This is a genomic window from Agrobacterium sp. 20P9.1.2 (assembly GCF_057799395.1).
In genome coordinates, this window is record NZ_JBYOKI010000002.1 from 764092 (window position 1) to 779046 (window position 14955).

The following is a 14955-nucleotide window of genomic DNA, read 5'->3' on the forward strand; positions in this document are numbered from 1 at the left end:
TTTGTGCAAGCCACTGGGCGTAGGAAGCGCTGTATATGACTGCGCCCGAGCACTCCAGATCGCATTGACTTTCTGAATGAAATCCGAGCAGAGTCGCGGCGGTCGTGCGTACCGGGGAGGGACCAATGTTCGTGCGTTCTGTTTTGAAGAGCCTGTTTTTCGTTGCAGCCACTCTGGCCATCCAGCCAGCGCTTGCGCAGGACGCAACAAGAAAGGTCGTCACCACCCAAAATGGTGATTATTTCGGCTTCGATCTTCGCACAGAGCAGAACGTCTCCCTGCCGCAATGCGAAACCATCTGCATCAATGACAAGGCCTGCAAGGCCTTCACCTATAATCCCAAGGTGCAATGGTGCTTCCTGAAATCGGATTTCAACCAGCTCAACGCCTTCCCCGGCGCGGTCGCTGGCAAGGTGGTGGAAGTCGCCAGCGAGCCGGATATTGGCGCACCACAGAAACTCTCCTTCGTGGATGACAGCCTGTACCAGCAGGCGCGACGTCTGAAGGCAGGCCTTGCGGCATCGGATGCGGACCAGTCGCAGGGTGTTGAAGCGCTTCTGGCGCAGGCCCGGCAATTTGCAGGCGCGGCCAACATTCCCCAGGCGGTCGAGAGCTATAAATCCGCTCTGGCGCTGAACCCGGATGATGGCGCGGTTTGGTCCGAGCTGTCCCGCACAGCCGCACGAATAGACAATAATTACGAGATATCGGGGCAATCGGCCACCGCCGCCCTCAATGCCTATTCGCTCAGCCGCACCGTCAGCGCGCGCATCGATGCGCTCAACACGCTGGCAAAGGCCTTTGAGAAAACGCAGAGCTACCGCGCAGCGCTCGATAGCTACAAGACCAGCCTTGCGCTGTCGGACAATGCCAAGACCCGCGCCGCCTATGTGGATTTGAAGGCGCGTCAGGGCTTCCGGGTCACCAACAACACGGTTGATACCGACAGCGTCAGCCCGCGCGCCTGCATTCAGTTCTCCGAACCGCTGGTCAAAAACGGCGTCGATTATTCTTCCTTCGTCACGCTGGATGGCGCTGCCCCCAAGGCCATCGAAGCCAAGAGCAGCGAAATTTGCGTGGAGGGCCTGACCCACGGGCAGCGCTACAAGATTTCGCTTCGCGCCGGTCTGCCGTCATCGGTCGAAGAGCCGCTGGAAAAGCAGGTCGATCTCGACATTTACGTCCGCGACCGGTCTGGGTCGGTGCGCTTTACCGGTGAGAATTTCGTTCTGCCCGGCACCGCCCGCCGTGGCATTCCGCTCGTCTCCGTCAATATCGATCACGCCGATCTCAAGCTTTACCGGGTGGGCGATCGCAGCATCACCAGCCTGCTCACCAACTCGCAGTTCCTGACGCAAATGGATGGCTATGGCGCAGAGCGGATCGAAAACGAGATCGGCGAACTCGTCTGGCAGGGCGGCATCGATATCCAGAACGAACTGAACAAGGATGTCGTCACCAGCTTCCCGGTGGATGAAGCGCTGCCGCAGCGCAAGCCCGGCATCTATGTGCTGACCGCCGTTCCACCCGGCACCGCGCCGGAAAGCTGGGATTCGCGCGCCACGCAATGGTTTCTCGTTTCCGATACCGGCATCACCACCTACGCCGGAACGGATGGGCTGAATGTCTTCGTTCGCGCGCTCAGCAGTGCAAAACCGCTTGATGGCGTGGAGCTCCAACTCCTTGCCAAGAACAATGAAGTTCTCGGCACAGCAACGACGGATGCGCAGGGCCGCGCGGTGTTTTCCGCAGGCCTCATGCGCGGCACCGCCGGTCAGGCGCCTGCCATCATCACGGCGCGCAATGGCGACACGGATTACGTCTTTCTCGATATGACCCGCGCCGGGTTCGACCTGTCCGACCGTGGCGTTACCGGTCGCGCCGCCCCCGGTGCCATCGATGTCTTCAGCTGGACGGAACGCGGCATCTACCGTGCCGGTGAAACCGTGCATGCGGCGGCGCTGGCCCGCGATATCGAAGGCAATGCGGTGGAGAACCTGCCGCTCACCTTCATCTTCTCGCGGCCCGATGGCGTGGAGGACCGCCGCTTCGTTGCCGATGGCAAGGCGCTGGGTGGTTATGCGGTCGATCTGGCCCTGCAGGACAGTGCCATGCGCGGCACCTGGACCTTGGCCATCCATACGGACCCGAAGACGGCTGCCATCAGCCAGAAATCTTTCCTCGTTGACGATTTCGTGCCGGATCGTACCGAATTCGATCTGACCAGCAAGGCCAAGGACATCGACCCGGCAGGTGATGCCGCCATCGATGTCGATGGCCGTTATCTCTACGGCGCACCCGCCGCCGGGTTGACGCTCGAAGGCGAAATCGCGCTGAAGCCCACCCGCACCCACCCGGGCTTCGAAGGCTATATGTTCGGCCTGGCGGACGAGGAAACGGAGGAGGAAAGCCGCACCACGCTGGATGATCTTCCCGTGCTGGATGAAAACGGCAAGGCAACCTTCAACGTCGCGCTGGCCGATCTGCCCTCCACCACGCAGTATCTCTCTGCCGATATCACCCTGCGCATGCGCGAAGCCGGTGGCCGCGCGGTGGAACGGTCTCTGACGCTACCGGTCAAATCCGATAGCGCGATGATCGGCATCAAGCCGGAATTTTCCGGTGATCTGGCTGAAAATTCCATCGGTCGTTTCCACGTTATCGGCCTTGGTCCTGATGGAAGCAAACAGGCCATGAGTGGCCTCACATGGAAGCTCATCAAAGTCGAGCGGAATTATCAATGGTATCGTCAGGGCAATTCCTGGCGTTATGAGCCGGTCGTCTACACCAAGCAGGTGCAGACAGGCACATTGGCCATCGATGCCAATGGTGGCGAAATTTCCGTGCCTGCCTCATGGGGTCGCTATCGTCTCGAAGTCGAATCCGCTGAAAACAACGGGCCCACCTCCAGCGTCGAGTTCGATGCCGGCTGGTACGTCTCCGCAAGCTCCACCGAAACGCCCGATGCGCTGGAAATCGCGCTCGACAAGCAGAGCTACAAGATCGGCGAGACCGCCAAATTGCAGATCACGTCGCGCTATGCAGGCCAGCTGATGATCACATCCGGCTCGGAAAAGCTGATTGCCGTCCAGAATGTCGAGATCGGTGACAAGGGTGGCGAGGTGGATATTCCCGTCACGCAAGAGTGGGGCGCAGGTTCCTACGTCACCGCCACCCTGTTCCGCCCCGGCGATGCGCAGGAAAGCCGTATGCCCATGCGCGCCATCGGAATCAAATGGCTGGCGGTCGATCCCGGCGAACGCAAGCTCGGCATCGCGCTCACACTTCCCAAGCAGACCCTGCCACGCCAACCGCTGGAAATCCCCGTTCAGGTTTCCGGTGCCGGTGCGGGCGACAAGGCCTATGTCACGGTTGCCGCTGTCGATGTCGGCATTCTCAACCTCACCCGTTACGAGCCGCCCAAGCCCGATGACTGGTATTTTGGCCAGCGGCGTCTGGGTCTGGAAATCCGCGATCTCTATGGCCGCCTGATCGATGGATCGCTGGGTGCCACGGGGCGTCTCAGAACCGGCGGTGACGGCGGACAGGTCGCCTTGCAAGGCAGCCCGCCCAAGGAAAAGCTGGTTGCGTTCTTTGCCGGTCCAGTCGAGCTGGATGCGCAGGGCAAGGCCACCATCCGTTTCGACATCCCGCAGTTCAACGGCACCGCCCGCGTCATGGCTGTGGCCTGGACCAAGACCGGTGTCGGCCATGCTGTCTCTGACGTGGTCATCCGTGATCCCGTCGTCATTACCGCCAGCGCGCCGAAGTTCCTGAGCCCCGGCGATGTCTCGCAAATGCGCATCGATATCGCCAATACTGATGGTGAGGCGGGCGATTACAAGCTGGGTATCGCCAGCAACATGTCCATCACCGTCGATGAGGGTGAGGTCTCGCAGACACTCACCTTGCAGAAGGGCGGCAAGACATCGCTGACGGTGCCGCTGACGGGAGAAAATCCCGGCGATGGCGCGATTACCATCACGCTTGCCAATGCCAGCGGCCTGTCATTGCAGCAGGTGCTGAACATTCCGGTTCGCCCTGCCGTGCTGCCGGTCATCACGCGACGCAACATTCAGATCGCGCCCAACAGCAGTTTGACCGTGGATGGCAATCTTCTGGCCGAAAGCATGCTTCTCGGCTCCTCTGTTGCCGTTAACGTCACCCGCTCGCCCGCCTTCGATGTGCCGGGTCTGGTGATGATGCTGGACAAATACCCCTATGGTTGCGCCGAGCAGACCACCAGCCGTGCGCTGCCTCTGCTCTATCTCTCCGAACTGATGAAGCAGCGCGGCGGTGCCGACGATCCCGATATCCACAAGCGCGTACAGGATGCGATCTATCGCGTGCTGTCCTTCCAGTCCTCCTCCGGCGGCTTCGGTCTCTGGGGTCCGGGCGAGGGCGATCTGTGGCTGGATGCCTATATCACCGACTTCCTGACACGCGCGCGTGAGCAATCCTTCGATGTGCCTGAGACGGCGATGGTGCAGGCCCTCACCAACCTGCAAAACGGTCTGGCCTATGACAACAACGTCAAGGATCGTGGCAACGAGATCGCCTACTCGCTCTATGTTCTCGCCCGCAACCGCAAGGCCGCCATCAACGATCTGCGCTATTATGCAGACACGGCGCTGAAGGATTTCCCGACGCCGCTTGCCAAGGCGCAACTGGCCTCGGCACTGTCGCTCTATGGCGATGCGGCGCGCGCCAAATCCGTCTTCGGTGCGTCGCTCAGCATGGCCTCGGCCACCACCAAGGTCAGCCTTTCCAGAGCCGATTACGGTTCGGTCCTGCGTGATGGTGCCGCCTCGCTGGCACTTGCCGCCGAAAGCCGCCCCGTGCCTGCGGTCGTTCCGCAACTGGCAAGTGCGGTGGCCAAGGCGTGGGACGCCAAGCCCTATACCAGCACGCAGGAACAGGCCTGGATGCTGCTCGCCGCCCGCGCCCTGAAGGGTGAAGACAAGGACGTCAAGCTCGATATCAACGGCACGCTGGAACAGGGCGGCTATAGCAAGAGCATCAGCGGCGATGAGCTGCTGCAATCGCCCATCAAGATCACCAATGCCTCGAAAGACACGGTAACGGCTGTTGTCACCACCGTTGCCCCACCCGCCCAGCCGCTGCTGGCTGGCGGCGAAGGCTTCGATATCCAGAAGAACTATTATTCGATGGATGGAGAAGAGGTGAATATTAGCGAAGCGACCCAGAACGAACGTTATGTCGTCGTCCTCACTGTTACCCCCAAGAACGACTGGCAATCGCGCATCATGGTCACGGATCTCCTGCCTTCCGGCTTCGAGATCGACAATCCGAGCCTCGTCAACAGCGCAGCCCTTTCCAATTTCGATTGGCTGCCGGAAACCGAAGCCGCCCACACCGAATTCCGCTACGACCGTTTCGTTGCGGCCTTCGACCGTGCATCGGGTGATAGTTCGGAGATGACGTTCGCCTATGTCGTGCGCGCCGTCACCCCCGGCACCTACGACAATCCGGCGGCGTCGGTGGAAGATATGTACCGTCCGCAATTCTCCGCCCGCACCGCAACCGGGCGCATGGAGGTCCGCGCAGCGCAGCAATGATCAGGTGGCGGGCGTTTGTCAGTGGTTTTTTCGTCTCGGCCGTGCTGACCGGCGCTGCGGTCTACGGCCTCGACCGTCTGGACCGCGCCTTTCCACCACCGCTGCAAAATGCCCGCATCGTCTCGCAGGAAGTGCTGGATGCCGATGGCAAGCTGCTGCGCGCCTTCGCAACGCCGGACGGACGCTGGCGTCTGCACACGTCCGCTGCGGATGTCGATCCGCAATTCATCCGCATGCTGGTTGCCTATGAGGATCAACGCTTCTTCGATCACGGCGGCGTCGATTTCACAGCCTTGGGCCGCGCCGCCTGGCAATTGCTGACCCATGGTCGCATCGTTTCCGGCGCCTCCACGCTGTCCATGCAGGTGGCACGGTTGATCGAGCCGCGCCCGGATCGCTCGTTTAGCGCCAAATTCCTCCAGATGGCGCGCGCCTGGCAGATCGAGCGGCGGCTGACCAAACAGCAGATCATCGATTTCTACCTCAACATCGCGCCCTATGGCGGCAATCTGGAAGGTATCAGAGCCGCCAGTCTGGCATGGTTCGGCAAGGAGCCGAAACGGCTGGAAACGGCAGAAGCGGCGCTCCTCGTTTCCCTCCCGCAATTGCCGGAAAAACGCCGCCCGGATCGCTTTCCCGAGGCCGCAAAGCTCGCCCGCGAAAGGGTGTTGCAACGTCTCGCCGTCTCCAAGGTGGTGGGTGAAGGCGAAGCCGCCCGCGCGACAATCGCCGCCATTCCGGTAAAACGGCTCGATCTGCCCTCCTATGCCCCGCATTTGGCGCAGGCGGCGCGCGCCCGCTTCCCGCAATCCGTCACCGTAGCCTCCACCCTGCGCTTACCGGTTCAAAAAGAGCTCGAAGCCCTGGCGCAGCGCTCCGCCGAAAAGCTGGGCGACAAGGTCTCCGTCGCCATCGTCATGGCCGATAGCACCACCGGCGACATCATTGCAGACGTCGGCTCGTCGGACTTTCTCGACAATGACCGCCGCGGCTGGGTGGAAATGTCCCGCGCGGTGCGCTCTCCCGGCTCGACGCTCAAACCCTTCATCTATGGCCTTGCCTTCGAAAACGGCCTGATTGCGCAGGAAAGCATCATCGAAGATCGCCCGGCAGATTTTTCCGGCTACCGCCCGCGCAATTTCGACATGCAGTATCAGGGCGATGTCAGCATTCGCCAGGCCCTGCAACTCTCGCTCAACGTCCCCGCCGTGCGCCTGCTGGATGCCGTCAGCCCCGCCGCTCTCATGGTCCGCTTCCGCCGCGCCTCGGTCCAGATGGTGCTGCCGAAGGCCGAAGCGCCGGGGCTCGCCATTGCGCTCGGCGGTGCGGGCCTGTCGCTCGTCGATCTCGTCCAGCTTTACGCCGCCCTCGCCAATGGCGGTCAGCCGGTGCTGCTGGGCGATGGCGTGCGCGCCAGACCAAAGGTTCTGGATGTCGACCCGCTGTTTTCCAAAGCCGCCATCTGGAACATCAGCGATGTCCTCTCCGGCGTCCTGCCGCCGCTCGGCATGAGGCAGCGCGGCATCGCCTACAAGACCGGCACCAGCTATGGTTATCGCGATGCATGGTCGGTGGGTTACGATGGCCGCTATGTCATCGGCGTCTGGGCAGGCCGTGCCGATAACGGCTCGGTTCCCGGCCTCGCCGGTTACGTCTCCGCAGCCCCCATCCTGTTCGAAGCCTTCACCAAATCCGGCATCGCCATCACCCCGTTCCCGCCTGCACCACCGGGCGTCTCCCGGTTGGCATATAAGGATCTGCCCGCAAACCAACGCCGCTTCAGCGTCACCCCAGCAGGCCTGTTATCGGCGTCGCGCCGCGAACCCTCACCGCAGATCGTCTATCCGCCCGAGGGCGCCCGCATCGAACTTACCGGCCAGAGCGGCGAACTCTCCCCCCTCGTCATCAAACTCCAGGGCGGCCGCGCGCCCTTTCACTGGCTCGCCAACGGCAAGCCGCTGCCCGAACCGTCCCGTCGTCGCAGCAGTGAGTGGTTGCCGGAGGGACAGGGGTTTTCGACGCTGACGGTGATCGATGCGGATGGGAGAGCGTCAAGCGTGCGGGTTTTTGTGGAGTAGGGGTTGTCTCGGCTTCTGTGGGCGTTACCGTTTGGAAAGCAACCCATGGTGCCGAAGATGCAGGCAATGTCAGAGATCCACCGCAACAGAGCAACCCTCGTCCTGAGGTGCCCCTAGGGGCCTCGAAGGGACGGGGGGTGCGTGCTCGGGGCAGAGTATGCGGCGAGGCTGGGTTACCTCTCCCCCTGTGGGAGAGGAAGAAAAATCATGATCTTAGCAAAGCTAAGTCATAGATTTTTCAGGTGAGGGGTTCGCCACTTGCGCCGAGTGAAAACCCGCAGGCCGCAGAGCCAGCCGCTCACCCCCCTCTGCCCTGCCGGGCATCTCCCCCTCAGGTGGGGAGATTGGCAAGAGGCACGCGCCTCGCTCCAATCATGGCCCTCAGAGGGATGGCCAACCGGCAGAATCTGCCTCCGCCGTCCAAAACGGTCAAGATCGCCAGCAAGCTCACCCCCAGCCAATCTCCCCACCTGAGGGGGAGATGCCCGGCAGGGCAGAGGGGGGTGAGCCCCACCCAAAAACCTAAAACAATAAAAACACCCAAACCAAATCAACACCTTAAACAAAATCCCGCCACCCCACAAAAAAATTCCCGCAAAATTTCATTCACAGCCTCCCAACCTCAGCGACAATGGCCCCGTTCCGCCCTCGGATACACCGCAAGGCGTTGCGGCGAGGCGGGACCGGCGCTGGGGTTGAGAGGGTGACGCAAACCTTTCGATCCCGGGGTTGAGCAGCAATCCCCCCGGCGGCAACGGGAGGAGCATGACACGGTTTCGGACCGGCCAGTGTCATTCTCCCGATGCCCGACCCTGGTCGCCGGGTGTACCGACAGCTCATCGTCCTCTGGTCGAACGCGACTATGGGGTGAGAGGCGAAAGTCAGGCGGTACACAGGAACACGCTGCATCTGCCCCGCACCGTTGTGAAACGGCGCGGACGGATCGCAAAGCGTTTGCCGCAGCCATTACGGAAGCGGCAAGCCCTTGCGAAAAACGGATCGATCCTCCCGCCCCTGGATTATCGGCGCGGGAGCAAATCGAAGGCAGGTGCAGCCGAACTGGCAGGGTGCTTTTCCCGCAAGGGAGCGGCACCACCCGGATGGGAAGGGTCGGACCTTGGAAAAATGTCCGACCGGTTCTCCGGCAAGGTTTCGCCTTCGCCATTCGGGTTCTGCCAGCCGTGGCAAGTGGATTGCTGTTTGGCCAAAAGAGCCGAACGGGGCGCTGCGAGGTGCCATTTATAGACTACCCAACGAGGCAGCTTACAGCGCCCCGTCCGACATACCCATGGCCGCTGATGGTTATGGGACATGAGAGTAAAGCATGCCACGGGCAGATGCTGCCGCGTGAACGGCGAAGCTTGGGCACGAGCAGGCCGGGTTTTTTGACAGGATTGGATTTTGGAGGGTGTGGCTGGATGCTGGGTGCAAGGCGAAGAACGCCAGGTGCAACAGAGCAACCCTCATCCTGAGGTGCCCCGCAGGGGCCTCGAAGGACGGGGGTTGCGGGCTTGGGGCAGAGTTTGCGGCGGATGCTTCGAGGCTTTGTCCTTCGGCCAAAGCACCTCAGCATGAGGGCAGTGGGTGTGGCCGGCCTACCTATTGAGAGTGCGGAGTAAGAGCTGGAAGCTGGAGGCAGGGCACAACAGAGCAACCCTCATCCTGAGGTGCCCCGCAGGGGCCTCGAAGGACGGGGGTTGCGGGCTTGGGGCAGTGCGTGCCCGGCGCAGAGTCCGTGGCGGATGCTTCGAGGCTTTGCCCTACGGTCAAAGCACCTCAGCATGAGGGCGGCGGGTGTGGCTGGCCCTACTCATCAGAGCGCAGAGCAAGATCACCCCCTCTGCCCTGCCGGGCATCTCCCCCACAGGTGGGGAGATTGGCAAGAGGCTCACTCTCGGCCATCTTTGCCGTTGCGGATAGAGTGGTGAGCGTGCCCCCAGCCAATCTCCCCACCTGTGGGGGAGATGCCCGGCAGGGCAGAGGGGGGCGATCTTGCTCCAACGCCAACAATCCAACATCGCCCCAAAAAATCACCACACCCCCATCAGCCACCTCTTTAAACAATCAAAATCCCATACCATATCAAGCCCATCAGAGTAGAATGCGCGGCACCGTGCTAAGCCTTCCACTCAAGGCGATGCGGGCAAATCTCAACAGCCTGATATCGTAGCGGGGCTTGCCGCTTCAGGGAGCCTCAACCCTAACATTCCAAACTGTGCCGAGAGCGGGCAGGGCGGTAAGAGGAGTTTGACGATGAACATTGAAAAATATTCCGAGCGCGTTCGCGGTTTTCTGCAATCGGCGCAGACCTATGCTCTGGCGGAAAACCATCAGCAATTTGCGGCTGAACACGTCTTGAAGGTGCTGCTGGACGACGATCAGGGCATGGCGGCGGCGCTCATTGAGCGTGCTGGTGGCAATGCCAAGGAAGCGCGTCTTGCCAATGATGCCGCGCTGGCCAAGCTGCCGAAAGTCTCCGGCGGCAATGGCGGCCTGTCGCTGACGGCTCCGCTTGCCAAGGTGTTTTCAACTGCCGAAGATATTTCCAAAAAAGCGGGCGACAGCTTCGTCACCGTGGAGCGGCTGTTGCAGGCCATGGCCATCGAGACCTCTGCGTCGACTTCCGCTTCCCTGAAGAAGGCAGGCGTGACCGCGCAGGCGCTGAACCAGGTCATCAACGATATCCGCAAGGGCCGCACCGCAGATAGCGCCAATGCCGAACAGGGTTTCGATGCGTTGAAGAAATACGCACGCGATCTGACGGCAGAAGCTCGCGATGGCAAGCTTGATCCGGTGATTGGTCGTGACGATGAAATCCGTCGCACCATTCAGGTTCTGTCGCGCCGCACCAAGAACAACCCCGTGCTGATCGGTGAACCCGGCGTCGGTAAAACGGCGATTGCCGAAGGTCTGGCTCTGCGCATCATCAATGGCGATGTGCCGGAAAGCCTCAAAGACAAGAAGCTGATGGCGCTCGATATGGGTGCGCTGATTGCCGGTGCGAAATATCGCGGTGAGTTCGAAGAGCGTCTGAAGGCTGTGCTGAACGAAGTGCAGGCGGAAGCTGGTGGCATCGTTCTCTTCATCGATGAAATGCACACGCTGGTCGGCGCGGGCAAGGCAGATGGCGCCATGGATGCGTCCAACCTGCTGAAACCGGCTCTGGCCCGTGGCGAGCTGCATTGCGTCGGCGCAACCACGCTGGATGAATATCGCAAGCATGTGGAAAAAGATCCCGCACTTGCCCGTCGTTTCCAGCCGGTTCTGGTGGATGAGCCCACTGTCGAGGACACGATCTCTATCCTGCGCGGCCTGAAGGAAAAATACGAACAGCACCATAAGGTCCGCATCTCGGATTCGGCTCTGGTGGCGGCTGCGACCTTGTCCAACCGCTACATCACTGACCGCTTCCTGCCGGATAAGGCCATCGACCTGATGGACGAAGCTGCTTCGCGCCTTCGTATGCAGGTGGACAGCAAGCCCGAAGAGCTGGACGAACTGGATCGCCGTATCATCCAGCTCAAGATCGAGCGCGAAGCCTTGAAGCAGGAGACCGACACCTCGTCTGCTGACCGGTTGAAGAAGCTGGAAGACGAGCTTGCCGATACGGAAGAAAAGGCAGATGCGCTGACGGCCCGCTGGCAGGCGGAAAAGCAGAAGCTTGGCCATGCGGCTGACCTGAAAAAGCAGCTGGATGAGGCTCGCAACGAGCTGGCGACGGCTCAACGCAACGGCCAGTTCCAGCGTGCCGGTGAGTTGACCTATGGCATCATTCCAGGCCTGGAAAAAGAACTGGCTGCCGCGGAAGAACGCGATAGCAGCGGCACTGCTTCGATGGTTCAGGAAGTGGTGACGGCTGATAATATTGCTCACGTCGTTTCCCGCTGGACCGGCATTCCGGTTGACCGGATGCTGGAAGGTCAGCGCGAAAAGCTGCTGCGCATGGAAGATGAGCTTGCCAAGTCCGTGGTTGGACAGGGCGAGGCGGTTCAGGCCGTGTCCAAGGCGGTTCGCCGTGCGCGCGCCGGCTTGCAGGACCCCAATCGTCCGATTGGCTCCTTCATCTTCCTCGGACCGACGGGCGTCGGCAAGACAGAGCTGACCAAGGCTTTGGCGCGCTTCCTGTTTGACGATGAGACCGCGATGGTTCGCCTCGATATGTCGGAATATATGGAGAAACACTCCGTTGCCCGGCTCATCGGTGCGCCCCCTGGCTATGTCGGCTACGAAGAAGGTGGTGCACTGACGGAAGCTGTTCGTCGGCGTCCCTACCAGGTCGTGCTGTTCGACGAGATCGAAAAAGCGCATCCGGACGTGTTCAACGTCCTCTTGCAGGTGTTGGATGATGGCCGTCTGACCGATGGGCAAGGCCGCACTGTCGATTTCAAGAACACCATCATCATCATGACCTCCAACCTCGGTTCGGAGTTCCTGACGCAGATGGGCGATAATGACGATGTGGATTCTGTCCGCGATATGGTGATGGAGCGTGTCCGGGGACATTTCCGGCCCGAATTCCTCAACCGTATCGATGACATCATCCTGTTCCATCGCCTGCATCGCAATGAAATGGGTGCCATCGTGGATATCCAGCTTCAGCGTCTCGTGTCGCTGCTCAGCGACCGCAAGATCGTGCTGGATCTGGATGAGGATGCGCGCATCTGGCTGGCCGACAAGGGTTACGACCCTGCCTACGGTGCCCGCCCGCTGAAGCGCATCATTCAGAAGAGCGTTCAGGACCGGCTTGCCGAAATGATCCTGAGCGGCGACATTCCGGATGGCTCGCGCGTCAAGGTCACCTCGGGCACGGACAGGCTGCTATTCAAGGTCAAGCCGCTGCGTCCTGATGTCGAAACCGCCGACGCGGCATGATGAAACAGATAAGGGCTCCAGCGATGGAGCCCTTTTTCATTCTGTCCGAAACGATGATTTAGCGGCTTGCCACCTGTTCAGGCTTGCCATCGATGTTCAGCAGCGTATCGATCCGGCGTCTCTCATCCGAAAAACGCGCCAGCGCTTCGCCCGAAAGCGACTTCCCACCCGGCAGACGCACCTTCATCGCGTCGACCTTGGTGCCATTAACGATCAGCTCGTAGTGCAGATGCGCGCCGGTCGATAGGCCGGTAGAGCCGACATAGCCGATCACCTGACCCTGGGTCACGCGAGCACCTTCCACGACGCCTTTGGCAATCGCATTCTGGTGATTGTAAGAGGACACGTAACCATTAGCATGACGGATCAGCGTCTGGTTGCCGTAACCGGACGCCCAGCCTGCCTTCTCGACAACGCCATTGCCGGTCGCGATGATCGGCGTACCGCGTGGCGCTGCCCAGTCGGTGCCGGTATGCATGCGGCTGAAGCGCAGGACCGGATGACGGCGCATGCCGAAGCCGGATGTCATGCGACCGTTTGGCACGGGGTTGCGGATCAGGAACTGCCGGATGCTCTTGCCCTGGCCATCGAAGTAATCGACGCTGCCATCCTCAGGGTTCTGGAAGCGATAAAAGCGGGTTTCGCTATCGCCGAATTTGGCATTCACGTAGAGCAGTTCGGATTGGTCTGTCGCCTTGCCATCCGACCCCTGGACCGAGAAGAAGGCCTCAAGCGAATCCGTCGGCTTCAGCTGCGCCTGGAAGTCGACGCTGCTGGCCAGAAGCTTGATCAGCTGCGCCACCATCGTCTGGTTCATGCCATAGGTCAGCGCCGCGCGATAAACGCCATCGTAAACACGCGGAAGATCACGGTTTGCCGTTAGTGGCGCATTGCTGCTGTCAAAGGCCGTGGCGACCGCATCCAGATGCGGCGGCTCGGTCGCCTTGATGAAACGTTTTGTATCACTGGTCGCCACGGTTACGACGTGGCGAGACTTGCGATAAAGGCTCGCACGCACGACGTCGCTTTTTTCCTCGCTCTGCAAAATGCCGATGCGCAGCACGTCTCCGGCCTGAACCTCTGCCGATCCGTTTTCAGCGCTCAAGGCCGCAGCCGTCTGTTTGGCCTGTTCCTTGGAGTACCCGGCGCCAAACAGTGCCTCCTCCATCGTTTCGGCCTGACGAACCGGGATCACGTCGTCGGCATATTCCTGCACCTTGACGGTGGAGGCCTGCGGCGTGGAAACGGACATGTTCTGCTCGACAACGCGCGCCGAAAGCCCCGCCGTCACATCCACATCTTCACTGGCCTCGAAACGGCGTGGGTCGATGTAATAAAGGGCGGAAAGCTGCTCATTGCCATCGGTCAACATGGAGCCATTGGAGCGAACAGCTTCTTCCACCTCATCGAAGCTCATTCCGCCAGCATAGGCAAAGGGGCTGTTCTTCGTTGGGAAAGCAATCGTCTTCAGGCTGACTTCGGATTCCACCTCGGAGCCATAGATCGTGCCAGTCTTGCTGGCTGCAGGCGAGGCATCGTCATTGGTGGCGAAGATGTTCAGCGGATCGAAAGGAGGATAGTCCTCCTGATTGTTGTAATTGGCGGCGAGCGCGATCTTCACATGGGAGAATGGCACTTTGCGCACCACTTCCTTGTCACCATCGTGAATGACGGTCGAGACTTCCATGACCGAGCGGTCGGATGGCCGCGCTGCAATATTGGGTGCCAGAAGCCGCGTACCGCGTCGCACGGTCTCGGATGCGTCGTGCTCCATATCGGCGCGCGCAAAGGCTTCTGCCGGAATGGCAAGCTGCTGTCGGCCATCAAGCGCGGCAAACAGGGCAACACCCATAAGGATGGAGGAGGTAATGCCGGTCAGAAACGTACCGCTCAGCCAACGCAGAGAAATCTCTCGCCGATCAGGGGCGCGCCGTCCCTCCGCCAGAATGGGCGGTTCGGTTCCAAGCGAGCGGATCATCTCTCGATCCGTCATCATGCCTGTCGCGACCAGTCGTTCATTTGATCTCCAGAAACCGTGAGCCGAAGATGTGCAACTTTCAAAGTCCGGAGTCAAACGTCGGCTTTATGCCCGCCCGAATCTTCCCCGCCTTTATATGCAGACCGCTTCGTGCATACCGGATATGGATGTGTCATGTCGAAAACGTGGCGCTTAAGACAGTATCCCTTCTTATGAGCAGCTTTTCCGCTTTCCCTGTATGAAGGAAATTGGCCAATATGACGGCCCAAGATACCAAAATCTAAAATTACCCTACGAAACCAATGGCCTATGAAATATGTCTATTTTTTTACAGGTGTGCTGTTGACTTGTTTCGGGTGTGTCCTCTATAAGTCCGCTCACTGACGAGGGCGGCGGCGCTGCTGGCGACGATGTCCTTCGTTCTAGAGAAAACTGAAGATTGAGCGAG

4 protein-coding genes are annotated in these 14955 nt (G+C 60.5%); 3 read left to right on the forward strand and 1 reads right to left on the reverse strand.

Features of this window, described 5'->3' with window-relative positions:
• Positions 1 to 125 precede the first annotated feature (125 nt).
• From AC27VJ_RS09360 to clpB, 3 genes are all read left to right on the forward strand, one after another.
• Positions 126 to 5579: an alpha-2-macroglobulin family protein gene (locus AC27VJ_RS09360; protein ID WP_488683780.1), complete on the forward strand. Its 5454-nt coding sequence runs from the start codon at positions 126 to 128 to the stop codon at positions 5577 to 5579.
• Complete coding sequence (gene pbpC / locus AC27VJ_RS09365; RefSeq protein ID WP_488683782.1) at positions 5576 to 7657, forward strand: penicillin-binding protein 1C; 2082 nt, start codon at positions 5576 to 5578, stop codon at positions 7655 to 7657. Before AC27VJ_RS09360 ends, pbpC begins: the two co-directional genes overlap by 4 nt.
• Before the next feature lie 2253 nt (positions 7658 to 9910).
• A complete protein-coding gene (gene clpB, locus AC27VJ_RS09370; protein WP_488683783.1) occupies positions 9911 to 12529 on the forward strand; it encodes an ATP-dependent chaperone ClpB in 2619 nt (872 codons plus the stop codon).
• A 58-nt stretch (positions 12530 to 12587) separates the two neighbouring features.
• Here the strand turns inward: clpB and AC27VJ_RS09375 are convergent, their stop codons facing one another.
• Entirely contained in the window at positions 12588 to 14525 is a 1938-nt protein-coding gene (locus tag AC27VJ_RS09375) for a M23 family metallopeptidase (protein ID WP_488683784.1), read from the reverse strand.
• Positions 14526 to 14955 lie beyond the last annotated feature (430 nt).

What these genes read in the sequence shown, in the direction of transcription:
- AC27VJ_RS09360 (WP_488683780.1), top strand. Translation starts at nt 126, where the DNA reads ATGTTCGTGCGTTCTGTTTTGAAGAGCCTGTTTTTCGTTGCAGCCACT.
- pbpC (WP_488683782.1), top strand. Translation starts at nt 5,576, where the DNA reads ATGATCAGGTGGCGGGCGTTTGTCAGTGGTTTTTTCGTCTCGGCCGTG.
- clpB (WP_488683783.1), top strand. Translation starts at nt 9,911, where the DNA reads ATGAACATTGAAAAATATTCCGAGCGCGTTCGCGGTTTTCTGCAATCG.
- AC27VJ_RS09375 (WP_488683784.1), bottom strand. Translation starts at nt 14,525, where the DNA reads ATGATGACGGATCGAGAGATGATCCGCTCGCTTGGAACCGAACCGCCC.